Source organism: Streptomyces sp. NPDC001536 (genome assembly GCF_042894505.1).
Taxonomy (GTDB): domain Bacteria; phylum Actinomycetota; class Actinomycetes; order Streptomycetales; family Streptomycetaceae; genus Streptomyces.
Genome location: NZ_JBIAVQ010000007.1, coordinates 281,501 through 306,661, shown reverse-complemented (window position 1 = coordinate 306,661; position 25,161 = coordinate 281,501). Strand labels below are relative to the sequence as shown.

The following is a 25,161-nucleotide window of genomic DNA, read 5'->3' as shown; positions in this document are numbered from 1 at the left end:
GGTCAGCCCTTGTCGGGCACCGTGTCCGGACGCGCGTAGGTGCGGCCCTTCCAGGCCGCACCACGCCCCCGGTAGTGCTGGACGGCCGAGTCGACCGTCATCAGGAGATAGAGGAACGCCGTGAACGGCAGCAGGGGAGCGAGCCACAGCGGCTGCCGGTAGTAGCGCAGCATCGGGACGTACGTCCCCGTCATCACCAGCCACGCGAGCCCGCCGAGCACCGCGGTCGCCGTACTCCCCGCGACGAGCCCCACCACCAGGGCCACGGGCGGCACCAGGTAGACCAGCGCGAGCCCGGCCACCGTTCCGGCCAGCAGGAGCGGGCTGTGCCGCAATTGCGCGTACGCGCTGCGCGAGACCATGCGCCACAGGTCGTCCAGCCGCGGATAGGGCCGCACGCTGTCCACCCGCTCCGCCAGCCCCAGCCAGATGTGCCCGCCCCCGCCCTTGACCGCGCGCGCGAGCGCCACGTCGTCGATGACGGCGTGCCGGATCGCGTCCGGGATCCGCGCCCGCTCGGCGGTCTCCGTGCGCAGCAGCACGCAGCCGCCCGCGGCCGCCGCCGTCCGGGACCCCTTCTTCCCGATGCGTCGGAAGGGGTACAGCTGGGCGAAGAAGTAGACGAAGGCCGGCACGACCAGCCGCTCCCACAGGCTCTCCACCCGCAGCCGGGCCATCTGCGACACGACGTCGAACCCGCCGGTGCGGGCCGCCGCGACCAGCTCCCGCAGGCTCTCCGGCTCGTGCGCGATGTCCGCGTCCGTGAGCAGCAGGTACTCGGGGTCACGTGCGCGTGCCAGGCCGATGCCATGGCGCACCGCCCACAGCTTGCCGGTCCACCCGGCGGGCGGCTCACCGGGCGAGCCCACGGTGAGCGGCAGCCCGCCGTACCGCCGGGACAGTTCCCGGGCGAGTTCCCCGGTGCCGTCCGAGCTGCCGTCGTCGACGAGGAAGACCTCGGCTCTCCCGGGGTAGTCCTGGGCCAGCAGCGACGGGAGACTGGCGGGCAGCACGGCGGCCTCGTCGCGCGCGGGGACGACGACGCACACGGACGGCCACGCGTCGGGTTCGCGCCGCCCGGGCAGTCTGACGTCGGTGCGCCAGAAGAAGCCCTGGCACAGCATCAGCCACAGCCAGGCGGCGAGGGAAGCGGCGGCGGTCCACGTCATGGCGCTCACGTGCGCAGTGTCCCCCACCGGGGCGGCCCGCAAGGGCTCATCGTCTATCGTGGCCGGGTGAAGATCGCGCTCATGGACTCCGGAATCGGCCTGCTTCCCGCCGCTGCCGCGGCACGCCGGCTCAGGCCCGACGCGGATCTCGTCCTGTCCTGGGACCCGGACGGGATGCCCTGGGGTCCGCGCACTCCCGAGGACATCACACAGCGGGCGCTGGCCGTCGCCGAGGCCGCGGCGGAGCACCGTCCCGATGTGCTGATCGTCGCCTGCAACACCGCGTCGGTGCACTCGCTGCCCGCGCTGCGGGCCCGTTTCGAGCCGGACCTGCCGATCATCGGCACCGTTCCGGCGATCAAGCCGGCCGCCGCGGGCGGTGGCCCCCTCGCCATCTGGGCGACCCCCGCCACCACCGGCAGCCCCTACCAGCGCGATCTCATCGAGAGGTTCGCCATGGGTGTGGACGTCGCCGAGGTGCCGTGCCCCGGGCTCGCGGACGCCGTGCACCATGCCGACGAGTCGGCGATCGAGGCCGCGATCGCCGCCGCGGCGGCACGTACCCCCGCCGACATCACGACCCTCGTCCTCGGCTGCACCAACTACGAACTGGTCGCCGAGCGGATCCGCGCGGCAGTGCAGCAGCCGGGCCGGGCGCCGCTCATCCTGCACGGCACCGCCGGCGCCGTGGTCGCCCAGGCGCTGCGCAGGATCGGTGAGCTGCCCGCCCCCGAGGCACCCGCCGACGGCGATCTCACCGTGCTGCTCAGCGGACGTGAGGCCGAGCTGCCCGAGACCGCGCTCACCTACGCGGAAGGGCGCTTCCTCTCGACGGTCAGCCCCGCCCGCTGACCGAGAGTGACGAAACGGGGCCCGATCAGTCCACCGGCCCACTCACCCTCCGCTACGTGGTACCCGCGCAGCGAAACCTGAGTAACCTCATAGGCATGAGGGACCACCCCCACGGCGTGAACGCGCCGCATCCCGACGTCTGGACCGGACGCGCCACCAACCGGGTCCAGTGGCTGCTGGCGCTCGTCGGCGCCGCGTGCATGGCGCTCGGCATCGAGCTGGCCGTCGACTCGGCGTGGACCTCGGGCATCGCCCCGCTCGCCATGGCCGTCGTCGGCTGTATCGCGGCGGGCCTGCTGGTCCTTTTCGGCACGCTCGCGTTCGTGCATGTCGCGCTCAGGGTCGACGAGGAGTCCCTGGAGGTGCGCTGCGGCCACATGGGCCTGCCGCGCCGCCGCATCCTGCTGTCGAACGTGGCGGGTGCCGAGGTCGACCATGACGTCACCCCGCGCCACTGGGGCGGCTGGGGCTACCGCTGGCGGCCCGAGAAGGGCACCGCCGTCGTCGTACGCCGTGGTGAGGGCATCGTGCTGAGTCTGTGGGACGGACACACGTTCACGATCACCGTGGACGACGCCGAGGCCGCCGTGCAGATCATCAGGGACCGGCTGCGCTCGCGCGCGCACGGCGGGGCCCACTAGGTCAAGGAGCCGGTCGGTCGTCCCGGGGGCGGATCTCGTCCGTCCCGCGCCGGGCGGACTCGTCGGCCAGCGGGCGGGCCGTGGCCAGACCCGCCAGGAGACCGGCACCCACCGACACCGTCGTGAAGCTGAGCGCGTTGCCGACCGCGGCGATCGCCGCGAGCGCGGTGAGGGCCGCACCCGCGGTGAGCACGACCGGCGTGGGGCGCGCGGAGTGCCAGAGCGTGTAGAGCAGCCAGCAGAAGGCCGCGGCGAGCAGGACCACCCCGACGACTCCCTGCTCGGCGGCCTGCTGGAGCGGCGCCGAGTGCGGTTTGCCGTCCGGCAGCAGGGACTGCGCCGCCGTCGTGCTCAGCTCGCCGAAGCGTCCCGGGCCGACGCCCAGGGCAGGGTCCCGGTGCGCCATGCGCAGCGCGTCCTGCCACAGCTCGACGCGGTGCAGGGTGAGCTGGCCCTCCAGCGACACGGCGAGTCCCTCCGGTACCGCCCTGCCGGCGACCGCCCAGGTCAGCCCGGTCACCAGGGTCGCCGTCAGGACGAGCCCGGCGAAACCCGCGCCCCGGTGGTCCCGCATACGGCCGGCGGCGAGCGAGCACAGCAGCACCGCGGCACAGGCGACGCAGCCGCTCGCCGAACCCAGGACGCCGGCGGTCACCACGATCCCGGCAGCCGACATCCGCAGCACGAGCCGCCAGGCCGGCGCCCGCACGGCCCACGCGGCACAGCACACGGCACCCGTGGACAGGGTCAGCACGGCGGCGGTGGAGCCGGCGTGGCCCAGCGGTGCGGCGATCTCGGGACCGGCGGAGAGATGGGGAGCGGCGGCGGTGAGGCCCACCCCGGCGGCCGCCGCCGCGCAGAGCGCCGCGACCGGCAGGATCGCCCCGCAGATCCGTCCCGCCGCATAACCGGCGGCCACGGCGAGGACGGCGAGCAGCACGCCCTCGGGGCGGCCGCCGTGCACGGCCGCCGTGATCAGGGACCAGGTGGCGCAGGCCCCGAGCACCACGACGCCCGTCGCGTCCGAAACGTTTCGTCTGTCGCCGTCCTCCGCCGGACCGGCCGTAGACGTCATCCCCGTGGACCCCACCCGACCCCCCGAACCGGTCGCCCCCGCGACCCTGTGCCGGGCCCCGGTCGTACGGCCGCCTGACCGGCGGTACGACAAAGGCTCCGGCACACGGTAACGGCTGATGGACGGTTTGTGGACGAGTTGCGCAGGAACGATGCGCCAGGAGCGTGCGCCGGAGCCCTGTACCGCCGTACGGACCGCGCTGTCGGCGCCAAGGTCAACCGCCGTACACTCCCGGAGTGACCGTCACCGCAACATCCGTGGACGAGTCGGACCAGAAGCAGCCGGCCGCGCCCGCCTCGCGCACGGCCCGCCTCGCGCGCTTCGTCCCGGCTCTCGCCGCCGCGCTCTCCGGAGTGCTGCTCTACGTCAGCTTCCCGCCGCGCACGCTGTGGTGGCTCGCCCTCCCGGCGTTCGCCGTCTTCGGCTGGGTACTGCGCGGCCGCAGCTGGAAGGCGGGTCTGGGCCTCGGCTACCTCTTCGGCCTCGGCTTCCTGCTGCCGCTGCTCGTGTGGACCGGCGTGGAGGTCGGGCCCGGCCCCTGGCTGGCCCTCGTGGTGATCGAGGCGGTCTTCGTCGCGCTGGTCGGTGCGGGTATCGCGACGGTGTCGAAGCTGCCCGGCGCTCCGCTGTGGGCGGCCGCCCTGTGGATCGCGGGCGAGGCGGCACGCGCACGTGCGCCGTTCAACGGTTTCCCCTGGGGCAAGATCGCGTTCGGTCAGGCCGACGGCGTCTTCCTGCCGCTCGCCGCGGTGGGCGGGACCCCGGTGCTCGGCTTCGCGGTCGTCCTGTGCGGCTTCGGGCTGTACGACGCCGTCCGCCTGGTCGTGGAGAAGCGCCGCTCCCGGGAGGTACGGCGGTCGGCCGCCGTGGTCGCCCTGCTGAGCGTCGCCGTCCCCGTGGTGGGGGCCGTCGCCGCCCGCCCGCTGGTCAGCGACAAGGCCGAGAACGGCACCGTCACCGTCGCGGCCATCCAGGGCAACGTGCCCCGCGCGGGCCTCGACTTCAACGCCCAGCGACGGGCCGTGCTCGACTACCACGCGCGCGAGACCGAGCGGCTGGCCGCCCAGGTCAAGGCCGGCAAGATGCCCCAGCCCGACATCGTCCTGTGGCCCGAGAACTCCTCCGACATCGACCCGTTCGCCAACGAGGACGCGCGTGCCGTCATCGACGCGGCAGCCAAGGCCATCGACGCGCCGATCTCGGTCGGCGGAGTCGTCGAGCGGGACGGCAAGCTCTACAACGAGCAGATCCTGTGGGATCCGGTCAAGGGGCCGACCGACACCTACGACAAGCGCCAGATCCAGCCGTTCGGCGAGTACCTCCCGCTGCGCTCGCTCATCGGGGCGATCAACAGCGACTGGACGTCCATGGTCCGCCAGGACTTCAGCCGGGGCACCGAACCGGGCGTGTTCACCATGGCCAATGCCAAGGTCGGGCTCGTCACCTGCTACGAGGCCGCCTTCGACTGGGCCGTGCGCTCCGAGGTCACCGACGGCGCCCAGCTGATTTCCGTGCCCAGCAACAACGCGACCTTCGACCGCAGCGAGATGACCTACCAGCAGCTCGCCATGTCCCGGGTACGCGCCGTCGAGCACAGCCGGACCGTCACCGTGCCGGTGACCAGCGGCGTCAGCGCGATCATCATGCCGGACGGGACGATCACGCAGAAGACCGGCATGTTCGTCGCCGACTCCCTCGTCCAGAAGGTGCCGCTGCGCTCCTCCGAGACGCCGGCCACGAAGCTCGGCATCCTGCCGGAGATGCTGCTGGTGCTGGTCGCGGCGGGTGGACTGGGCTGGGCGATCGGGTCCGGCGTGCGCAACAGGCGGGCGTGATCCGCCGGTTAGGGTCGGAGCATGGCTACTCCTGACTTCATCCGTGAGATCCGGGCCTCCGCCGGGCACCAGCTGTTGTGGCTGCCCGGCGTCAGTGCCGTCGTCTTCGACGACGAGGGGCGGGTGCTGCTGGGGCAGCGCGCGGACAACCACCAGTGGACCGTGATCACCGGCATCCCGGACCCCGGTGAGCAGCCCGCGGCGGCGGTCGTGCGGGAGGTGCAGGAGGAGACGGGTGTGGACTGTGTCGTCGAGCGTGTCGTCCTTGTCAGGACGGGCTCGCAGGTCACCTACCCCAACGGCGACAAGTGCCAGTTCATGGACGTCACCTTCCGCTGCCGCGCCGTCGGCGGCGAGGCACGGGTGAACGACGACGAGTCCCTTGAGGTCGGCTGGTTCGAGGTGGACGCGCTGCCGACGATGGGCGAACGCCAGCTGTTCCGGATCAAGCAAGCACTGTCCGATGAACCCACATGGTTCGAGCCCATGAGTTCCGAATGAAGTATGGGCGCTGACCACATGGGGTGAGCCAGGTGCGCTGCCTAGGGTCGAGGCATGACCCCGCCCAGCGCCCTTTCGGCCCCCCACGCCTCCTCGCTCGACCTCGGCGGCCGCACCGCCCTCGTCACCGGCGCCGCCGGTGGCATCGGCCGCGCCTGCGCGCTGCGGCTCGCGGCCGCCGGGGCCAAGGTCAGAGCGGTCGACCGGGACGCGCGCGGCCTGGAGGAGCTCGCCGACGGGGCCCGGAACCTGGCGGGCGCCATCGAACCGCACGTCCTCGACCTGACCGACCTGGACGCCGCCGAGCTCGCCGCGGCCGGCACCGACGTGCTGGTCAACAACGCCGGGCTCCAGCTGGTGCGCCCCATCGAGGAGTTCCCGCCCGACGTCTTCCACACCGTCCTCACCGTGATGCTGGAGGCACCGTTCCGGCTCATCCGCGGAGCCCTGCCGCACATGTACGGGCAGGGGTGGGGCCGGATCGTCAACGTGTCCTCGGTCCACGGACTGCGGGCCTCGGCGTTCAAGTCGGCGTACGTGGCCGCCAAACACGGCCTGGAGGGGCTCTCCAAGACGGCCGCCCTGGAGGGCGCGCCCCACGGAGTCACCTCGAACTGTGTGAACCCCGCCTATGTGCGCACCCCCCTGGTCGAGAAGCAGCTCGCCGACCAGGCGCGGGCGCACGGCATCCCCGAGGAGCGCGTCCTGGCCGAGGTGCTGCTCCAGGACAGCGCGGTCAAGCGGCTCATCGAGCCCGAGGACGTCGCCGAGGCCGTGGCGTACCTGTGCGGCCCGCGGGCGTCCTTCGTGACCGGCACGTCGCTGGTGATGGACGGGGGCTGGACGGCGCACTGAGCCGTGCCCCGGCGGGGTTGTCCACAGGGCTGACGAGGTGACGGCGCGATGAGGAATCCTGTGAGCATGTCCCGCGATCACGTGCAGTCCGCCGAGCGCCCCGCCGGCAGCGCCGAGGCACCGTTCCTCGAACTGCTGGCCAGGGGCGCGTCCGCCGACGCCTACGAGCAGCCGGTGCTCGTCGCCCGCGCCGAGGGCCGCCCGGCCGAGCGGATCGCCGCGCTGGAGCAGGCCAAGCTGGTCGCGCTGCGCGTGCGCTCGGAGCTGGAGGGACGGCGCCGGCGCGAGGCCGAGCTCTCCGCGCTCTTCGAGACCGCGCACGACCTGGCCGGACTGCGCGACCTGGACGCCGTGCTCCAGGCGATCGTGCAGCGCGCCCGGTCACTGCTCGGCACGGACGTCGCCTACCTCAGCCTCAACGACCCGGTCCGCGGCGACACCTACATGCGCGTGACCGAGGGCTCGGTCGCCGCCCGCTTCCAGCAACTGCGGCTCGGCATGGGCGAGGGGCTCGGCGGCCTCGTCGCCCAGACGGCCCGGCCCTACGTCACCGACGACTACTTCCAGGACGATCGCTTCCAGCACACCCGCGCCATCGACGGCGGCGTCCGCGACGAGGGCCTGGTCGCCATCCTCGGCGTGCCGCTGATGCTGGGGCACCACGTCATCGGGGTGCTGTTCGCCGCCGACCGGCGCGCCCGGGTCTTCGAGCGGGAGCAGATCGCCCTGCTCGGCTCCTTCGCCGCCCTGGCGGCCGCCGCCATCGACACCGCGAACCTGCTCACCGAGACCCGCTCGGCCCTCGCCGGCCTGGAGCGGGCCAACGAGATCATCCGCGACCGCAGCGGCGTCATCGAGCGCGCCTCCGACATCCACGACCGGCTCGCCGAACTCGTGCTGCGCGGCGGCGGGGTGCACGACGTGGCGGCCGCCGTCGCCGAAGTCCTCCACGGCAAGGTCGAGTTCACCGAGGCGGCCGCCACGCCGGCCGAGGCACTGGAGGCCTCCCGCGCCGAAGGACACGCCGTACGGCACGGCGACGACTGGATCGCGGCCGTCGCCGCCGGCGGCGAACTGCTCGGCGCGCTCGTGTTGCACGGCCACCCCGGACTCGACCCCGTCGACCAGCGCACCCTGGAGCGCGCCGCGATGGTCACCTCGCTGCTGCTGCTCGCCAGACGCTCGGCGGCCGAGGCCGAACAGCGCGTCCGCGGCGAACTCCTGGACGACCTCCTCGACGCCCGCGACCGCGACCCGCGCCTGCTGCGCGAACGCGCCTCCCGGCTGCACGCCGACCTCGACGCCACCCATGTCGTCCTCGCCGCCCGGCTCGACGGCACCGCGGCCGACGCCGAGCAGGAGGCGGACGCCCGCAGACGCCTGTGGTCCGCCGCCTCCCATCTCGCGGCGACGCGCCACGGACTGGCCGCGGCCCGCGACGGCGGCACTGTCCTGCTGCTGCCCCTCAAGGACGGCGACACCGCGACCGCCCTGGCCCGCCGTACCGCCCGCCACCTCGGCACGGCCGTCCACGAGGCCGTCACCGTCGGCGCCTCGGCCCCGGTCCAGGACCTGGCCACCCGCCCGGACATCGCGGTCGCCGCCTACGAGGAGGGCCGCCGCTGCCTCGACGCCCTGCGGCTGCTGGGGCGTTCCGGCGACGGAGCGGCCGCCGAGGACTTCGGGTTCCTCGGGCTGCTGCTGGCCGGGGACCGGGACATCGCGGGCTTCGTCGACCGCACCATCGGTCAGGTCGTCACCTACGACGAACGGCGTGGGACGGACCTTCTTCGCACCCTGGACGCGTATTTCGCCTGCGGTATGAGTCCTGCCCGCACGAAGGACGAACTGCATGTCCACGTGAACACGGTCGCGCAGCGTCTGGAGCGCGTGGGCCGCCTTCTGGGGGATGACTGGCAGAGCCCCGCACGCGCTCTGGAGATCCAACTCGCCCTGCGTCTGCAGCGGTTGTCCGCAGGGAGAGAGCACTGACCCCCGTACGCAGAGACGTACGGGGGCCGGCCGGGGGAGATCAGACGCTGCGGGCGTCCACGGTCGCGGCCTTCGCCGGCTCCGCGTCCGCGGGGGAGTCGACGTCGGAGAGGTCCCGGTTGCGGGTCTCCTTGGCCACGCCCACCGCGATGAGGGTCAGGACGGCCGCGGCGATGACGTACAGGGCGATCGGGGTCGAGCTGCCGTAGTCGTCCAGGAGCGCGGTGGCGATCAGCGGCGCGGGCGCTCCGGCGGCGACCGAGGCGAACTGGGCCCCGATGGAGGCGCCGGAGTAGCGCATCCGGGTCGCGAACATCTCGGAGAAGAAGGCGGCCTGGGGCGCGTACATCGCCCCGTGCAGCACCAGACCCACGGTGATGGCGAGGATCAGGTTGCCGAAGCTGCCGGTGTCGATGAGGGAGAAGAACGGGAACATCCACAGGCCGATCCCGGCCGCGCCCAGCAGATACACCGGGCGCCGCCCTATCCGGTCCGACAGGGCGCCCCACATCGGGATCACCGCGAAGTGCACGGCGGAGGCGATCAGTACGGCGTTCAGCGCGGTCTGCTTGGAGACGTCGGCCGCGGTGGTGGCGTAGACGAGGATGAACGCGGTGATCACGTAGTAGCTGATGTTCTCCGCCATGCGCGCGCCCATCGCGACGAGCACATCACGCCAGTGGTGGCGCAGTACGGCGACGAGGGGCAGCTTCTCCGTGGCCGACCCCTGCTCGGCCTTGCGGGCCTCGGCGTGGGCCAGGGCCTGTTTGAAGACCGGCGATTCGTCGACAGACAGACGAATCCACAAACCGACCATCACGAGGACACCGGAGAGCAGGAACGGGATGCGCCAGCCCCAGCTGGTGAAGGCGCTGTCCGAGAGGACGGCGGTGAGCAGGGAGAGCACACCGGTGGCCAGCAACTGCCCGGCGGGGGCGCCGGTCTGCGGCCAGGAGGCCCAGAACCCGCGCCGCCGGGCGTCCCCGTGCTCGGACACCAGCAGCACCGCCCCGCCCCACTCGCCGCCGAGCGCGAAGCCCTGGACCAGGCGCAGCACGGTCAGCAGCACGGGGGCGGCCGAGCCGATCGTCGCATGCGTGGGCAGCAGCCCGATCGCGAAGGTCGCCCCGCCCATCAGCAGCAGGCTCAGCACCAGCAGCTTCTTGCGTCCCAGCCGGTCGCCGTAGTGCCCGAACACAAGGGCACCGATCGGACGGGCGGCGAATCCCACGGCGTACGTCAGGAACGACAGCAGGGTGCCGACGAGCGGGTCGGAGCCCGGGAAGAACAGCTTGTTGAAGACGAGGGCCGCGGCGGATCCGTAGAGAAAGAAGTCGTACCACTCGATGGTCGTGCCGATGAGGCTGGCGGCGACGATGCGCTTCAGGTTGTTCGGCGTCGGCGGAGCGGGTGCTGCGGAGGCCATGTGCGCCACTTCCTCGTGTGCGGTGGGGACGGGTACGTGTCGGAACACCGTAGGAATCCGCACGTCAGGCGCACATGTGGTGGGACACCATACTTCGGGCTTGAAGTGTGAGCGCGACCTCCATCCGTGTCAGTCGGTGTGTGCCTGTGTGTGGAGGATCCGGTCGTGACCGGCTCGCCTGCTCCCGCTCGACATGTACATCACCGGCTTCCAGAGCAACGAGATGGGCCTCGCCAGCGCGATCTCCGTCATCCTCGTCGCCGCCGGACTCCTCCTCTCCCTCATCGTCGTGCGCTTCTCCGGTTTCTCCCGCATGAGAAGCCAGCAGGCAGGTGTGTGATGTCCGTCCTCTCCCATGCCCCGCAGACCGACTCCGAGGCCCGAGTGACACAGCCGTCCGCCGTACCGTCCACCCCACGGCCGGGCCGGCTCGGCCGTCTGCGCCGCACCAATCCGCTGGGCGCCCTCGGCGGCCTGGTCTGGTTGCTGATCGTCCTCGTACCGGTGTACTGGGTCGTCGTCACCTCCGGGACATTCCCGACGAGCTGTACGAGTCGATGCGGGCGGACGGCGCCGGTCACTGGCGCATGCTGTGGAGTCTGGCGCTGCCGCTGTCCCGTCCGGCGCTGATCACGGTGACGATCTACGACGCGCTCAACGTCTGGAACGGTTTCCTCTTCCCGCTGATCCTCACCCAGAGCCCCGACAAGCGCGTCCTGCCGCTGTTCGTGTGGAGCTTCCAGGGCGAGTTCACCATCAACATCCCCGCGATCCTGGCCGCCGTCGTCCTGTCCACCCTCCCCATCCTCGCCCTCTACGTCGTCGGCCGCCGCCAGCTGATCGGCGGACTCACCGCCGGTTTCGGCAAGTAGCGGTTGTCGGCGACGACCCGCCCGGTCTGTCGGGGGACGGAATCCCCCACGTCAGCCCTGCGAGGTGGTGTCCCTGACCCAGGGCAGCGCGAACCGTTCCAGCAACACCAGGGCGAAGTAGAGAACGATGCTCATCAATCCGATCAGGATGATCGCGGCCCAGGCGGTGGCGGTGTCGCCCACCCCGCCGGCCTGCACGATCAGATAGCCGAGGCCGGACTCACCGGCCTGGAACTCGCCGATGACCGCACCGATCGCGGCGAGGGGCATGGCCACCTTCAGCCCGACGAAGATCTGCGGCAGCGCGGCGGGCAACCGTACCTTCCGGAAGGCCTGCCAGCGGGAGGCGTTGAGCGAGCGCGCCAGCTCGGCCAGGTCCGCCGGGGTCGAGGTGAGGCCGGTCGCGGTGGACAGCACGATCGGGAAGAAGCAGAGCAGGAAGACCATGGTCAGGACCGGCTTCTGCCCCCAGCCGAGCGCCCCCACCAGCAGAGGCCCGAGCGCGATCTTCGGAACCGCGTTGACGGCGACCAGCAGCGGCGTGAACATCCGCTCCAGTACCCGCGAGGCGGCCAGCGACAGTCCGATCAGTACTCCGCAGGCGCTGGAGAGAACGAACCCGACGACCGTCTCCACCGTGGTGTCACCGGTGTGCTCCAGGAACCGGACCGGGGTCGCGGTGAACGCCGAGAGCACGGCGCCCGGCGGAGGCAGTACCGCCGGGTGGATCACCTCGAGCACCGACGTGATCAGCCACCACACGCCGAACGCGACCAGCAGCCCGGCCATGGGCAGCAGCACGATGCCGGCGCCCGCTGTCCTGGGTGGACCGACTCGCGGCACGATCAGGCTTTCGGCACCAGGTCGAAGTCGATGATCTGCTCCGGGGTCATTCCCTTCGGCAGCGCGCCCGCGTCCTCCAGAATCCCGATGCTCTTCGCCACCCGCCCGGAGTCCAGCGTTCCGATCGCCGTACCGGAACCGTCCTTCGGAGAGACGTACGCGGCCATCAACTCCAACTCGGCCGCCGCGGCGGCCGGATTCGTCGTGTCCACGTTCCGCTTCAGGATCTCGGCGGCTTCCTTCGAGTGCGCGAGGCTGTACTCCAGGCCCTTGAGCAGCGCGGCGGTGAACCGCCGCACCATCTCCGGGTCCTGCTCGGCGATCTTCTTCGACGTGATCAGCACGTTTCCGTACAGGTCGGGGATCACATCGCTGTACGGCAGCAGCACGGCCTTCTTCTTCGTCACCGCCTCGATGGTCGGCTTGCCCACCACGAACTGGCCGATGCCGTCCACCGAGCCGCCGGCGAGCGTGCCCATCAGGGTCTGCGCCTCGCCGTTGACCCAGGTCACCTTGGCGGCGTCGACGCCGGCCAGTCGGGCGTACGTCGGGAAGAGGTTGCGCACGACGGAGCCGGGTGTGTCGGCGAGCCGTTTGCCCTCCAGGTCCTTCGGTTCGGCGATGCCGTTGCCCTCGGTGGTGGCGATCGCGGCCATGGTGTGCTGCTGGATGGCGGCCACCGCGACGAAGTCCTTCGCCTGACCGTTGCCCATGTGCAGCAGACCTCCCGTCAGGTCGATGGGGCCGAACTGCGCCTGGCCGCTCGCGACGGCCGGAATCACACCGCCGGTGCCCTGGCCGGGCCTGATCGTCACGTCGAAGCCGGCGTCCTTGAAGAAGTCCTTGTCCTTCGCGACCCAGGCGTACGCGTCCCGGCCGAAGTTGCCGAAGGAGGTCAGGTAGGTCACCTTCTTCAGCGCCTTGCCGTCGTCGTCGGCATCGTTGTCGGAGTCCGAGCCGCCGCACCCCGCCACCAGCGCCAGCGCTGTGGTCAGGGCTAACGCGGTGACCGTACGGGCGAACCTGATCATGCGCACAGTGGTGTCCTTTCCGACCGCCGAACGCGCGCCGGCGGAGGGGCGTCGAGACGGACGAGACGGAACGGCGTGGCGGAACTGCCGAGGGCATGACACGTGGTGCGGGCAACAGCCTACGAGGGATGAGCAGTTGTGGGCCAGCTGTGTGGCATGGGGGCATCATGCGATACGACGGCAGGTACCGCCGATCGCCTGCCGCGGGTAGCCTGACTGGGCGTGAGGACCCGGCCGGCATGACGATCGCCAGGGGATGGGGAGACCGCCGGATGATCAGACTCACCGGTGTGTCCCGGAACTTCACCAGCCGTTCCGGTTCGACGACGGCGCTCCAGGACATCGGACTTCACATCGCCGAGGGCGAGTTCGTGGCGGTGGTGGGCCGGTCCGGATGCGGCAAGTCCACGCTGCTCCGGCTGATCGCCGGGCTGTTGCCGGTCACCGAGGGCGAGATCACCATCGGCGGCGAGCGAGTCTCCGGAGCCCGGCGGGATGTCGCCATGCTGTTCCAGCGGCCGGCACTGCTGCCCTGGCGGTCCGTCCTCGACAACGTCCTGCTGCCCGTGGAGATCTTCGGCTGGAACAAGGCGCAGCACCGCGAGCGGGCGTACCGGCTGCTGGAGACGGCCGGACTCGGCGGCTTCGAGAAGCACCGGCCGCACGAGCTGTCCGGCGGTATGCAGCAGCGTGTCGCGCTGTGCCGGTCGCTGATGGGTGAGCCCCAAGTGCTGCTCATGGACGAGCCGTTCTCCGCACTGGACGCGCTGACCCGCGCGGACCTCGCGGTGGAGTTGCAGCGCATCCACCTCGAGAACTCGTCCACCGTCGTCTTCGTCACGCACTCGATCGACGAGGCCGTGCTGCTCGCCGACCGGGTGGTGGTGCTCACCCCGCGCCCGGGCCGGATCCGCAAGATCGTCGACATCGCCGTACCCCGGCCGAGGACGCTGGGCCGCACCGCGCATCTGGACGAAGTGGCCCGGTGCAGCGCCGATCTGCATGAGCTGCTGATGGAACGGGACATGGCCGTGCCGGTCGAGACGGAGGGGCGATGAGCCTGCGGATCTGTGTCTTCACCGAGCCGCACCGCGGCGCCGACTACGAGGATCAGCTGCGCTTCGCGCGACTCGTCGAGGCCTGCGGATTCGAGGGCTTCTTCCGGGCCGATCACTATCAGGCGATGGGCGCCGATCCGGGCCTGCCCGGCCCCACCGACGCCTGGCTGACGCTCGGCGCGCTCGCCCGGGAGACCTCCAGGATCCGGCTGGGCACCCTGGTCACCTCGGCCACCTTCCGGCTGCCGGGACCGCTCGCCGTGACGGTGGCGCAGGTCGACCGGATGAGCGGAGGGCGGGTCGAACTGGGCCTCGGCGCGGGGTGGTACGAATGGGAACACACCTCGTACGGCATCCCGTTCCCGCCGGCCCCGGAGCGCTTCGACCGGCTGGAGGAGCAGCTGGCGGTGATCACGGGCCTGTGGCGGACACCGCTCGGCGAGAGCTTCAGCCACCGCGGCGACCACTACCAGCTCGTCGACGCGCCCGCCCTGCCGAAGCCCGTGCAGATGCCGGGGCCGCCGATCATCGTCGGTGGCCGCGGCCCCAAGCGCACCCCGGAGCTGGCTGCCCGGTACGCCGACGAGTTCAACATGCCCTTCAAGTCGGTGGCGGAGACCGCCCGGGCCTACCGACGCGTCGCCGAGGCGTGCGACCGGACGGGGCGGGCCGACGCCGGTCGGCCACCGCTGGTGCTCTCGGCCGGTGTCGTGGCGGCCATCGGCCGTACGGACGCGGAGGTGCGACGGCGGGCCGCCCCGCTGCACGCCAAGAGCGCGCTGCCGCCGGAGGATCCGGTGATCGGATCCCCCGCCCAACTCGTCGAGCGACTCGGTGAGTTCGCCGCGATCGGCGCAGGCCGTATCCATCTGCGACTGATCGACTTCAACGACCTCGACCACCTGGAACTCATCGCAGGTGAGGTGCTCCCGCAGCTGTAGTGCCAGGTGTCGTGGGAATCGCCGTACGGCTTCAGCTGATGCAGACCAGGCCGAGCAGGCAGAGTCCCGAGGGCGAGGTCGGCGAGGACTGGGAGGGTGCGGGAGTCGCCGACGAGGTGTCCGTGCTCGAGGTGTCGGTGCCGTCGGTGGCGGAGGGGGTGGGCGAGGCCGACGTCTGCGTGGCCGCTTCCGTGGTGTCGGACACCGTGGAGGTGGCCTGTGACTCGGCGGAGGACACGGCCGTGGTCAGCGATTTCGTGACGCTGTCCGGCTGGACCGCCTCGGTCGTGGGCGTGGCCTGGGGTGTGGTGGCCGTCTGCTCGTGGGGTGCGTTCGCCGTGGACGAGCGGTTCGCGGACGAGGTGCCCTGGGACCGGTTCGTGTCGGCCGGCGTCGCCGAGGCCGGAACCGGCTCCACGGCCTGCTCCTCCGCGATGCCCATGGCTTCCCTGTCCGGTGCGGCGGTCGCCTGCGTGCGGTCCGTGGACTGGCGGTTCATCGAGGTGACGGTCAGACCGCCGCCGACCAGGGCGACCGCCGTGGCCACCAGGGCCCTGCGCTGCGTCTTCTTCCAACGCTCCCGCTGGCGCCGCCGTGCCGCCCGGCCGGTCGGCGAGGGGGCCTCCGGGCCGTCGTACGGGTGCTCCTGCGGCGCCTCGCCGCCTTCCTCGGCACCGGAACCCGTGTCGTGCCACAGCTGGCTCGGTGATTGCCACGGTGCCGCGACCGTCTCGGGGGCCGGGGAGGGCGTTCCGACGGCGAGGGGAGCGATGTCCGGGGCGTAGGCGCCGCACCCCGGGCACACGAGGGCGCCGTTGAGATGCCGACGGCATGTGGAGCAGTAGTCCATCTGCGGTCTTCCTGTGTTCACTTTTCGCACGGGGGAGCGAGTCGCGAGCAAAGGTAGCGATGCTTTCGAAGGGGTGTGTGCAGCCTGTGTGACGTCCCTGCGCAGATGTGCCCAGGACGTGACCGCATAACGACACATCCGGGCGTCGTTTCCGTTGGTTGCGGGACATTTGGCCTGCGGGGGTGTGCCGAACGCCTCCTGGCCGCCGCCGATCAAGCCCCCGGCTTGGCATCCTGTCGGCGCACCATCTCCGAGATCCAGACGGGTGCGAACGGCGACGTGCAGCCGGGGGACGTCGGGTAGTCCTTGAGGACCTGGAGGCGTTCGCCGATGTCGATGGCGCGGGTGCGGTGTTCGGGGTGGTCGATGCCGATCTGGGCGAGGCAGTGGTTCATGGCCCATTGCAGGCGGTCCGGGGCGCTTTTCATGTCCGCCTCGATGACGTCGAGCAGGCCCGGGAGATCCAGGTCCTCCGGCTTTTTCGTGACGCGTTCGGTGGTCAGGGCCCAGCCGGCGCTCGCGACCACGGGATCCGGGTCGGCGAACCAGGACAGGCGCAGCTCCTCGGAGTGCGGGCTCTTCTTCACCACGTAGTTCACGAGCCAGTCGTGCACCTTCGGGGTGCGTGCCGTACGCAGCATGGTGTCCAGCTCGTCACGCTCGAACGCCTTCGGGCGGCAGATCAGGGTCGTCAGCAGCTTCGCCGCGGTGTCGTCCGTCTCCCAGAGCCGGCGGGCGAGGTCCTGCTGTGTCTTCAGCCGCTTCGCGAGGGCGCGCAGCCGACCGAGGTTCACGCCGTGATCGTCACCGTGTCGCTCGTTGACCGCGCGTGCCTTCGGATCTTCGAGCTCGGCCAGCTCGGCCATCACCTCGTCCACCGTCGTCTCGGTCATCTCAGCGGCCTCCCTGTCCGTTGCGCGCGGGATTCAGCCTACGAGGGAAGTCATCGGTCGGCGGCGACCGTCCCGTCGGATGTCAGAGTCCGCAGTTCGGCGAGTATCGGTGTGTCCGTTCCTTCCAGGGCGGACAGCGCGCTGTGCCATCGGAGCCGGGCCGTGCGTTCGTCGCCGAGAGCGCTGAGGACGTGGCCGAGTTCGTGCTCGGTGAGACCACGGCCGTAGGAGTCGCCGCGTGCGGTGGTCTCCCGGAGCAGGGCCTCACATGTTTCCTCGGCCTGTTCGAGGCGGCCCAGCGTCCGCAGGGCCTGGGCCCGGCCCAGGCGGGTTTCGCGCTCCGCGTTCCAGTGCGCCCCGCCGGCCGCCATGACCCGGAGGGCCTCTTCGAAGCTCCGCAGCGCCCGGGCGGGCTCGCCGAGGTGCAGATGGGTACGGCCCGTGTTGCAGAGGGCCACCTGCTCGATCACGGCGCTGCCGGTCTCCCGGGCGAGTTCGCGGCTGCGGCGGTGGTAGGTGAGGGCGGAGCGCGGGTCGGCGAGTTCGGCCACGTATCCCTGGTGGCCCAGGAGCTTCGCTTCCTCGCCCGGGGTGAGGCGGTCGGGGCGCAGGGCGAGGCAACGGGCCAACGTCGCCCGGGCGTCGGCGCCCCGGCCCAGTTCGCGCAGCAGGGCGGCACGGTTGCCGAGGTGGCGCATGCGGGCCAGGTCGTCGCAGAGGTGCTCGCTCAGTGCCACCGCTTCGTCCAGGAGCAGCAGCGCCTGGTGGAGACGTCCGGCCGAGTAGTGCGCGGAGGCGAGGTGGCCCAGCGCCTGTGCCTCGGCCGCGGTGTCGGCGCTCGACCGGGCGAGGGCGATGGCGCGGCGTGTCAGCCGTTCCAGATCCCGGACGCGCCCGCGGTCGTGCAGGTAGGGGAACAGGCCGGTGATCAGGGCCAGGGTCCGGGCCGGGCCCAGGCGTCCGTGCGCGCCGGATCCGGCCAGGTGCAGCAGGTTCGCCACCTCCGAGTCACCCCAGGCGAGCGCTTCCGCGGCGTCGGCGAAATCCGTTCCCGCGCGCTCCCCGAGGCGCCGGGGATCCGGCCGTAGCGCGGCCGCGCAGTGTGCGAGCCGTTCCTGGTACCAGCGCAGCGACCGCTCGGCGGCTTCGGCGGTGCGGGCCCGCTCATCCGGGCGGTCGGCCGTTTCCCTGGCGAAGTCGCGGACCAGGTCGTGCGGGACGTAGCGGCCCCAGCTCACCTCCTGGAGCAGAGCCACCTCGACCAGACGGTCCAGTGCCTGCTCGGCGCTGTGTTCTGTGCGGTCCATGGCGGCGGCCAGCAGCGGGACCCCGTACTCGGGCAGGTCCAGCGCTCCGATGAGGACCAGGGTCGCGGCCGCCTCGCCGTCGCGCGGGTCGGCCGAGCCCAGGAGTGCCTCGTGGGCCGCCAGCAGGGACCGGCGGACGCTGAGGTCCTCCAGTTCGAGGTGGTCGAGGCGGTCCGCCTGGCGGGCGAGACGTGCCACCAGCTTCTCCACCGGCAGGGTGCGCCGGCTCCTGAGACGGGCCGCGGAGATCCGCAGCGCCAGGGGCAGCCGGCCGCACAGGGCGACGAGTCGGGCGACCGGTTCGGCTTCGGAAGCGGCCCAGGTCCGGCCCGAGGCCCGCTCCACCAGGAGAGCGCCCTCCCGTGGGGAGAGGGGGTCGAGCCGTATGTGCGTGGCGTTGTCCAGGGTGGCCAGGGGGCGGCGGCTGGTCAGGAGTACGGCGCAGCCGGCGCCGGCGGGCAGCAGTGGACGGATCTGGCTGGCCGAGGCGGCGTCGTCGAGGACCAGCAGTGTCCGGGTGGGCGCGAGCGCGGAGCGCAGCAGGGCGGAGGCGGCCGCCACGTCGTACGGGACGCGCCGGGCGTCCATTCCGAGGCCGCGCAGGAGGACAGCGAGGGCGTCGGCGGGTTCGAGCGGGGCGACGCCGGGGGTCGCTCCGTGGAGGTCGAGATAGAGCTGGCCGTCGGGGAACGCGTCCCGGAGCTGTCCCGCGATGTGCAGGGCGAGGCCCGTCTTGCCCACGCCCGGCATTCCGCTGATCACGACGAGCGCGGTGCGGCCACGCGGGGACTCCAGCTCCTCGCGGATCTCGGCGATGTGCTCGGCGCGGCCGACAAAGTTGCCGGGTGCGGAGGGGAGTTGGGCGAGCGGCATGGGGGCGTCCGCACTGCGGAGCACCTCACGGTGGGCTTCCTGGACGGCGGGTCCGGGCTCCACTCCGAGTTCGTCGACCAAAGTCCGGCGCGACGACCGGAAGAGCGCCAGCGCTTCGGCCCGGCGGCCGGTGCGGCCGAGGGCGAGCATCAGCTGGCGGTGCAGGGCCTCCCGGAACGGATGCTCCTTGACCAGGACGCTCAGTTCGGTGGCGAGTCCGTCCAGGCGGTCGAGGTGCAGGAGAGCCTCGAAGCGGTATTCGAGCGCCTCCAACCGCTGCTCCTGGAGGAACATCACGGCGGGGTGTTCGGCGAGGGCGGGTACATCGGCGAACGGCGTGCCGCGCCACAACGCCAGAGCGGCATCGGCGTCCCGTTCCGCGGCCTCCCAGTCCTCCCGGCCGTGGGCCTCCCGCGCCCGGCGTATCAGCCCTTCGAACACGTCACGGTCCAACTCGTCGTGGCCGACCCGTAGGTGGAGTCCGTGGGCCATGGTGCGCAGTCGCGTACCACCGGCGTCATGGAGACGCCGCCTCAGCCGGGCCACGTGGTTGTGCAGCGAGGCGGTGGCCGTCGGCGGCGGTTCCTCGCCCCATAGGACCGCTTTCACCGTGTCCAGCGGCACCGTGCGGTTCGGTTCGAGGAGCAGCGCGGCGAGCAGCGAGCGGGGCTTCGGTCCGCCGAGAGCGAGGGCCGTGCCGTCGTCGTCGACCGCCGTCACCGATCCCAGTACCGCGAACCTCACCGCCACCCCCGTAACCAAGCAATCGTCCGTCCCATCATCGCTGTTGGGCGTGTGTTGTCGGCTTGTTAGGGGTGGTCGGCACGATGCGTGCCCCGCATGCCGAGAGAGGGTTGGTGCACATGTCGACACGCCTGATACGGACGACGCTGGTGGGCGTGACAGCGATGGCGGCGGCAGGTTCGGCCCTGCTGGCGACACCGGCGACCGCCGCAGAGACACGCCCGCCCGGGCACACCGCCACCCAGGCGGCGATGGACGCGGCCGTCGAGGCCGGCGTGCCGGGCGTCGTGGCCGAGGTGCGCGACAGCCACGGGGGGTGGAAGGGCACCTCGGGAGTCGCCGACCTCACCACCGGGCAGTCCCGCGGCAACGGCGACCGATTCCGCGCCGGAAGTGTCACCAAGACGCTGGTGGCGACCGTCCTGCTCCAACTCCAGGCGGAGAGAAGGATCGACCTCGATGCCACGGTCGACCCCTACCTCCCCGGCCTGGTGCGGGGCAACGGCCACGACGGTACGAGGATCACGATCCGCCAGCTCATGAACCACACCAGCGGCATCTTCAACTTCACCGAGGACGCCACGTTCGCGAAGAGAGTCCTCGGCATCGACTTCCTGGACACCCGCTACGACGGCTGGACACCGCAGCAGGTCATCGCCCTCGCCCTGCGGAACCCGCCCCAGTTCGAGCCCGGCACGTCCTGGAAGTACTCCAACACCAACTACCTCCTGCTGGGCCTGATCATCGAGAAGCTGACCGGCCGGTCCTACGCCGACGAGATCGAGCGCCGCATCACCGGACCCCTCGGGATGCGTGCCACGTACTTCCCCGGCACCGACCCGCACGTCCCCGGGCCCACCCGGCACTACTCCACCTTCACGGAGGACCCGGGGAAGATCTACGACGTGACCGAGCTCAACCCGTCCTGGGCCTGGGCGGCCGGCGAGATGATCACCAACGCCTCCGACCTCAACCGTCTCTACGCCGCCCTCCTCGGCGGCAGACTGCTGCGCCCCGCCCAGCTCGCACAGATGACGACCACGGTCTCCACCGAGGGCAACCTGGCACGCCAGCGCTACGGTCTGGGGCTCATCGAGTACGAGACCACCTGCGGGATCAAGGTCTGGGGCCACTCCGGCGGTATCCACGGCTCCTCGACCCAGGCCTTCGGCACCAAGGACGGCCGGCACATGATCACGCTGAACTTCAACGGTGACTGGGTGGGCGGCGGCAAGAACGTGGTCTCGGCCGAGTTCTGCTGACCGGGTTCGGGGGCGCCCGTCCTCGTACACTCGGCGTCGATGATGGTCAAAAGCCGACAGCGGATCCCCGAGATCCCCTTCGCCGCCCCGGCCGGCACTCCCGCCGGGGTCGAGGTCATGTCGCTGGCCGAGCTGCGCAGGCGGGCACCGCAGGACGTCCTCTCGCGGCCGCAGCGCCCCGACTTCCATCACCTGCTGACCCTCACCTCGGGCGAGCTCCAGCACACGGTGGACTTCACCGGGCACACCCTCCGGCCGGGTTCCTGGCTGTGGGTGCGCCCGGGTCAGGTGCAGCAGTGGGGTGATCTCGCCGCGGCCGAGGGCACGATGGTCCTGTTCCGGCAGGACGCCCTGGACGCCGCCACGGCGACGGCCGCCCGCCTCGACGACCCGCACGGGCCGGTCCTCAGCACTCCCGTCGCGGAGGACGCCGAGGCCCTCGACCTGGCCCTGGCACACCTGAGCCGCGAGTTCCACGCGCTCGGCCACCTGCCCCTGGAGGTGCACCTGGCGGCCCTGCGGCACCTCCTGGCCGTCCTCGTGCTGCGACTGACCCATCTCACGGTCCCGCAAGGCGCCCCCGCGCCGGTTCCCGACGAGACATACCTCCGCTTCCGTGACGCGGTCGAACGGCACTTCGCCCGCACCCGGCGAGTGGAGGACTACGCCGACCTGCTCGGGTACTCCGCCCGCACCCTCGCCCGGGCCACCCTCAACACCGCCGGGGTCAGCGCCAAGGAGTTCGTCGACCGCCGGGTCGTGCTGGAGGCCAAGCGGCTGCTGGCGCACAGCGACCGCACCGCGGCCCAGATCTCGGACGGGCTCGGCTTCGCCAGCGCCTCGCAGTTCACCAAGTACTTCACGCACCGGGTCGGCGAGTCACCGATCGACTTCCGCGACGCGGTGCGGGGGCGCGCCCGTCAGCGGGCGTCCAGGGCACGCCGGTAGGCCGTCTCGTCGTCGGCGCCGAAGACGGTGAACACGATCCGGTCGAACCGTCCGGGGCGGTCGTCCAGCCACTCGGCGACGGTACGCAGGGCGACGGGGGCGGCCTCCTGCTTGGGGTAGCCGAAGACGCCGGTGCTCACCGCGCAGAAGGCGAGCGTCCGGACGGTCTCCACCTCGGCGGCGAGGTCCAGACAGGAACGGTAGGAGGAGGCCAGCGCCTCCGCGTCACTCGCGCCCGGGCGACCGTCGATCACCGGGCCGACGGTGTGCAGGACGTATCTGGCCGGCAGATGGTAGCCACGGGTGATCTTCGCGGTGCCGGTCGGCTCGGGGGCTCCCTGCAACGTCATGACGGTGGCGCAGTCGTCCCGGAGGCGGGGTCCGGCCGCGTTGTGAATGGCGTTGTCGATACAGGCGTGGAGAGGCTGGAAGCAGCCGAGCAGGGCGCTGTTGGCGGCGTTGACGATCGCGTCCGCCGCGAGGCTGGTGATGTCGCCCCGCCACAGCGCGACCGGGAACTCCGCCGAGACTACGGGTAGTTGGTCTGCCGACACGGTCGGGCCCAGGGCGCGCTCCGCGCCGAGGACCGCGTCCAGCGCCTCCGCCGCACCCTCGGGCAGCGGGCCGGGAGCGCGGACGGTCAACAGGGCGCGCAGCACGCTGCGGGCCGTCGTCGCGTCCATGTCCGAGAGGTCCCGTGGACCGAGCCGTGCCGCGGCCGGATCGTCGGCCAGCAGCCGGAGCGCTGAGCGCACCTGCTCGGCCGCCCGATCGGCGGGCGCCGCGGGCACCGACGGACGGAAGGGTTCGTCCAGCGCGATCGCGGCACGGTAGGCGGCCAGAGACAACATGGGATTCCTTGTCAGCGGAGCGGCATACCGCGCACGACGTCGGCGACGCTCGTGGCGGGGCGGCCGGTGAGGCGGAGCACGGCGTCGCTGACGCCGTCGAGCTGACCCGCCGCGATGGCCGTGTACGTGGACACCCAGGCGTCGAGCTGCCACGGCGGGGCACCGTAGGAGGCCCGGGAGGCGTACGCCTCCTCGATCGTCTCCGGGTGGTAGGTGACGGTACGGCCCTGGACCTCGGACAGCACGGCCGCGGCCTCGGCCAGCGACAGGGACTCCGGTCCGGTCAGGTCGTAGACCTCACCGGCGTGCTCGGCCGGCCGGTTCAGGATCGCGGTGGCCGCGTCGGCGATGTCGTCCTGGGCGACGAACGCGGCCCGCCCCTCCCCGGCCGGGCCGCGGATGACACCGTCCGCACCGGTCAGGTCGGGCACGAAGTCGGCGTAGATGTTGTCGCGCAGGAACGTGTACGCCAGCCCGGTGGCGCGGATGTGCTCCTCGGTGTGGAAGTGGTCCCGGGCCAGGGTGAACACGGCGTCGGGTGCCGCACCGAAGAAGGAGACGTACACCACGTGCCGTACGCCGGCCTCGACGGCGGCGTCCACGAAGGCACGGTGCTGGGCGAGCCGGTCGGCGCTCTCGGAGGCGGACACCATGAGCACCGTCTCCGCGCCGCTCAGGCCCTGTACGACGGCGTCGTGGTCGTCGTAGCTGCCGCGGACGGGTGTCGCCCCGGGGAGCTGGGGCGCCCGCTCGGGGCTGCGCACCAGCAGCCGCTGCGGCACGTCCCGCTCGGCCAGACGGCGGGCGACGCGTCCGCCGAGGCGGCCCGTGGCTCCGGTGACCACCACTGTCGATTCGGACATGATCCAGATCACTTCCTTACACGGTCAGCGCGTTCAGGAGCCGGTCCGCCCCGAACGGCACGGACAGCGCACGGGCTCCGAGGTCGGCGGGGACGTCCGGGTGGACGGGGTTGACCCGCACCAGGCGCGCTCCGGGGGTGTGGCGTACGAGCTTCTCCATCGGCCACCGGATCACGCCCGGGGTATTGAATCCGGCACCGAACTCCAGGACGAGCAGGCGGGCCTCGCCGGGCGCGTCGCCGAGCCATCGCGCCAGCCGGTCCCCGGCCGGCATATAGGCGCCGCCGACGAACTCGGGGCCCACCCGCACATGGGGGAAGACCTCGGCGCCGCAGTTCGGGCAGACGGGGAGGGCGGCCGGGTCGGTCACCCGTCCCGTGTCGCGGTCGTAGGCGGCGAGGATCCGGTCGAGAAACGGGCGGGAGTCCCATGCCTCCTGGGTGCACGGCACGGTGCACTGGAGCCGGCCGTAGTCGCCCTGGGGCGTGAAGACCCGGTCCGCCTCGAAGCCGTTGCGGGCGAAGAGCGCGTCGACGTTGGACGTCATCACCCAGTGGTCGCGGTCCCCGACCAGCGAACGCAGCTCCCGGTAGAGGGGGTTGGGGTCGGAGCCGAAGCGGATGTCGTCGATGTGGACGGCCCAGTAGCCCCACATCATGTCGGCCGGCAACGGCACGCCCAGCAGATAGCGGGAGCGCAGCCCGAGCCGGTGCAGCGCCGGGAACAGCTCCTTGAAGCGGTCGGTGTCGCCGTAGTCGTATCCGGCGGCCGCGCTGAGCCCGGCGCCGGCCGCCACGAGGACGCGATCGGCCTCGTCGAGCCAGGTGCGCAGTGTTGCTGCCGCCTCCACGACTTCCTCCCCCGGCGTCGGTGTTCTTGGCCGCATCCCAACGGCCGGACTCCAACGTAGGAGGAGGAAGCACACGCGGCGGAGCCGGTTCACGACTCCCGATGGTCAGAATCCGACAATCTACTCCCCGGAAGGTGCGGTCAGCGGGACTCCCAGGGCCACCGGGGTGCCGAAATTAGGGGTGCCGTCCGCGTTCCAGGTGAACTTCTGGGCGCGGGTCGTCCGGTTCATGTCGCAGCCGCCGCTCGTGGAGTTGTTGGCGTGGTAGACGATCCAGTCCTCGGTGCCGTCGGGCGACTTGAAGAAGCCGTCGTGGCCGGGGCCGTACACACCGTTGGCGTTGGACCGCTGGAAGACCGGGTTGAGGGACTTGACCCAGGAGGACGAGTTCAGCGGGTTGCGGGCGGATGAACATCGGCTGCGAGCCGTTGTAGAAGGTGCCCAACAGGTAGAGCTGCCCGTTGAGTTGCAGGATGCCCGGGTCAAGCTCCCAGGTGTTGTCCTGGGTCGGGTCGAGCAGGTCGGCCTTGAAGCTGTACGGCCCCATCGGGTCGAGACCGGCGAGGGTGTCGGCCTTGCGCATGGTGATCGTCGAGTTCCAGGTGGTCGTGGCGAGGTAGTAGTACCCG

Annotated in this window: 23 protein-coding genes and 1 pseudogene; 12 read left to right on the top strand and 12 right to left on the bottom strand. The window is 71.6% G+C overall.

From position 1 onward, the window contains the following. Positions 1 to 2 precede the first annotated feature (2 nt). On the bottom strand, positions 3 to 1,169 hold the full coding sequence (locus ACFY0U_RS21345; RefSeq protein WP_388638270.1) for a glycosyltransferase: 1,167 nt from the start codon (positions 1,167 to 1,169) through the stop codon (positions 3 to 5). Positions 1,170 to 1,235: 66 nt separating this feature from the next. On the opposite strand from ACFY0U_RS21345, the gene ACFY0U_RS21340 reads away from it, so the two are divergent. Further along, positions 1,236 to 2,021, top strand: coding sequence for a glutamate racemase (locus tag ACFY0U_RS21340; RefSeq protein ID WP_388637983.1), 786 nt, complete (start codon positions 1,236 to 1,238; stop codon positions 2,019 to 2,021). A gap of 95 nt (positions 2,022 to 2,116) precedes the next feature. Continuing rightward, on the top strand, positions 2,117 to 2,662 hold the full coding sequence (locus tag ACFY0U_RS21335; protein ID WP_388637980.1) for a hypothetical protein: 546 nt from the start codon (positions 2,117 to 2,119) through the stop codon (positions 2,660 to 2,662). Between the two features lies 1 nt (position 2,663). Here ACFY0U_RS21335 and ACFY0U_RS21330 read toward each other — a convergent pair whose 3' ends face one another. Next, entirely contained in the window at positions 2,664 to 3,737 is a 1,074-nt protein-coding gene (locus ACFY0U_RS21330) for an O-antigen ligase family protein (protein ID WP_388637977.1), read from the bottom strand. A 236-nt stretch (positions 3,738 to 3,973) separates the two neighbouring features. Here ACFY0U_RS21330 and lnt point away from each other — a divergent pair, with 236 nt between their 5' ends. The 4 genes from lnt (at position 3,974) to ACFY0U_RS21310 (ending at position 8,920) form a co-directional block, all read left to right on the top strand. Next, positions 3,974 to 5,572 carry an apolipoprotein N-acyltransferase gene (gene lnt / locus ACFY0U_RS21325; RefSeq protein ID WP_388637974.1) on the top strand — a complete coding sequence of 533 codons (1,599 nt, stop codon included), beginning with the start codon at positions 3,974 to 3,976 and terminating at the stop codon, positions 5,570 to 5,572. A gap of 21 nt (positions 5,573 to 5,593) precedes the next feature. Next, complete coding sequence (locus ACFY0U_RS21320; protein ID WP_388637971.1) at positions 5,594 to 6,073, top strand: NUDIX domain-containing protein; 480 nt, start codon at positions 5,594 to 5,596, stop codon at positions 6,071 to 6,073. A gap of 54 nt (positions 6,074 to 6,127) precedes the next feature. Beyond that, a complete protein-coding gene (locus tag ACFY0U_RS21315) occupies positions 6,128 to 6,928 on the top strand; it encodes a 3-hydroxybutyrate dehydrogenase (RefSeq protein WP_388637968.1) in 801 nt (266 codons plus the stop codon). A 66-nt stretch (positions 6,929 to 6,994) separates the two neighbouring features. Then, a complete protein-coding gene (locus ACFY0U_RS21310; protein ID WP_388637965.1) occupies positions 6,995 to 8,920 on the top strand; it encodes a helix-turn-helix domain-containing protein in 1,926 nt (641 codons plus the stop codon). Between the two features lie 40 nt (positions 8,921 to 8,960). Here the strand turns inward: ACFY0U_RS21310 and ACFY0U_RS21305 are convergent, their stop codons facing one another. Next, the gene (locus tag ACFY0U_RS21305; RefSeq protein WP_388637962.1) at positions 8,961 to 10,346 is read right to left on the bottom strand and encodes an MFS transporter; all 1,386 of its coding nucleotides are present in this window, start codon (positions 10,344 to 10,346) and stop codon (positions 8,961 to 8,963) included. A 193-nt stretch (positions 10,347 to 10,539) separates the two neighbouring features. Here ACFY0U_RS21305 and ACFY0U_RS21300 point away from each other — a divergent pair, with 193 nt between their 5' ends. Both ACFY0U_RS21300 and ACFY0U_RS21295 read left to right on the top strand, forming a co-directional pair. Next, complete coding sequence (locus tag ACFY0U_RS21300) at positions 10,540 to 10,686, top strand: hypothetical protein (protein WP_388637959.1); 147 nt, start codon at positions 10,540 to 10,542, stop codon at positions 10,684 to 10,686. Positions 10,687 to 10,873: 187 nt separating this feature from the next. Beyond that, a pseudogene (locus tag ACFY0U_RS21295) lies at positions 10,874 to 11,218 on the top strand (carbohydrate ABC transporter permease); the annotation flags it as partial. A gap of 51 nt (positions 11,219 to 11,269) precedes the next feature. On the opposite strand, the gene ACFY0U_RS21290 reads toward ACFY0U_RS21295, so the two are convergent. After that, a complete protein-coding gene (locus ACFY0U_RS21290) occupies positions 11,270 to 12,061 on the bottom strand; it encodes an ABC transporter permease (RefSeq protein WP_388637956.1) in 792 nt (263 codons plus the stop codon). 2 nt (positions 12,062 to 12,063) lie between these two features. Next, positions 12,064 to 13,092: an ABC transporter substrate-binding protein gene (locus ACFY0U_RS21285; RefSeq protein ID WP_388638268.1), complete on the bottom strand. Its 1,029-nt coding sequence runs from the start codon at positions 13,090 to 13,092 to the stop codon at positions 12,064 to 12,066. 272 nt (positions 13,093 to 13,364) lie between these two features. Between ACFY0U_RS21285 and ACFY0U_RS21280 the strand changes: the two genes are divergently transcribed. Together ACFY0U_RS21280 and ACFY0U_RS21275 are read left to right on the top strand one after the other, a co-directional pair. Beyond that, entirely contained in the window at positions 13,365 to 14,150 is a 786-nt protein-coding gene (locus ACFY0U_RS21280) for an ABC transporter ATP-binding protein (RefSeq protein WP_388637953.1), read from the top strand. Continuing rightward, positions 14,147 to 15,091, top strand: coding sequence for an LLM class F420-dependent oxidoreductase (locus ACFY0U_RS21275; RefSeq protein ID WP_388637950.1), 945 nt, complete (start codon positions 14,147 to 14,149; stop codon positions 15,089 to 15,091). Before ACFY0U_RS21280 ends, ACFY0U_RS21275 begins: the two co-directional genes overlap by 4 nt. 31 nt (positions 15,092 to 15,122) lie before the next feature. Here ACFY0U_RS21275 and ACFY0U_RS21270 read toward each other — a convergent pair whose 3' ends face one another. From ACFY0U_RS21270 to ACFY0U_RS21260, 3 genes are all read right to left on the bottom strand, one after another. Then, positions 15,123 to 15,962: a hypothetical protein gene (locus tag ACFY0U_RS21270; protein ID WP_388637943.1), complete on the bottom strand. Its 840-nt coding sequence runs from the start codon at positions 15,960 to 15,962 to the stop codon at positions 15,123 to 15,125. A 191-nt stretch (positions 15,963 to 16,153) separates the two neighbouring features. Continuing rightward, positions 16,154 to 16,834, bottom strand: a complete 681-nt coding sequence (locus tag ACFY0U_RS21265; protein WP_388637940.1) for a DNA alkylation repair protein — start codon at positions 16,832 to 16,834, stop codon at positions 16,154 to 16,156. Positions 16,835 to 16,884: 50 nt separating this feature from the next. Continuing rightward, positions 16,885 to 19,758, bottom strand: a complete 2,874-nt coding sequence (locus tag ACFY0U_RS21260; protein WP_388637937.1) for a BTAD domain-containing putative transcriptional regulator — start codon at positions 19,756 to 19,758, stop codon at positions 16,885 to 16,887. 119 nt (positions 19,759 to 19,877) lie between these two features. Here ACFY0U_RS21260 and ACFY0U_RS21255 point away from each other — a divergent pair, with 119 nt between their 5' ends. Next, the gene (locus ACFY0U_RS21255; RefSeq protein WP_388637934.1) at positions 19,878 to 21,020 is read left to right on the top strand and encodes a serine hydrolase domain-containing protein; all 1,143 of its coding nucleotides are present in this window, start codon (positions 19,878 to 19,880) and stop codon (positions 21,018 to 21,020) included. A 39-nt stretch (positions 21,021 to 21,059) separates the two neighbouring features. Continuing rightward, a complete protein-coding gene (locus ACFY0U_RS21250; RefSeq protein ID WP_388637931.1) occupies positions 21,060 to 21,968 on the top strand; it encodes a helix-turn-helix domain-containing protein in 909 nt (302 codons plus the stop codon). Here the strand turns inward: ACFY0U_RS21250 and ACFY0U_RS21245 are convergent. The 4 genes from ACFY0U_RS21245 to ACFY0U_RS21230 all read right to left on the bottom strand — a co-directional run bounded on the left by ACFY0U_RS21245 (position 21,941) and on the right by ACFY0U_RS21230 (position 25,018). Further along, the gene (locus ACFY0U_RS21245; RefSeq protein ID WP_388637928.1) at positions 21,941 to 22,819 is read right to left on the bottom strand and encodes a protein-ADP-ribose hydrolase; all 879 of its coding nucleotides are present in this window, start codon (positions 22,817 to 22,819) and stop codon (positions 21,941 to 21,943) included. The two genes, ACFY0U_RS21250 and ACFY0U_RS21245, sit on opposite strands and share 28 nt — an antisense overlap. Before the next feature lie 11 nt (positions 22,820 to 22,830). Further along, on the bottom strand, positions 22,831 to 23,682 hold the full coding sequence (locus tag ACFY0U_RS21240; protein WP_388637925.1) for an SDR family oxidoreductase: 852 nt from the start codon (positions 23,680 to 23,682) through the stop codon (positions 22,831 to 22,833). Between the two features lie 16 nt (positions 23,683 to 23,698). Then, the gene (locus tag ACFY0U_RS21235) at positions 23,699 to 24,532 is read right to left on the bottom strand and encodes an NAD-dependent protein deacetylase of SIR2 family (protein ID WP_388637922.1); all 834 of its coding nucleotides are present in this window, start codon (positions 24,530 to 24,532) and stop codon (positions 23,699 to 23,701) included. 120 nt (positions 24,533 to 24,652) lie between these two features. Next, on the bottom strand, positions 24,653 to 25,018 hold the full coding sequence (locus ACFY0U_RS21230) for a family 43 glycosylhydrolase (RefSeq protein ID WP_388637919.1): 366 nt from the start codon (positions 25,016 to 25,018) through the stop codon (positions 24,653 to 24,655). Positions 25,019 to 25,161: the final 143 nt, after the last annotated feature.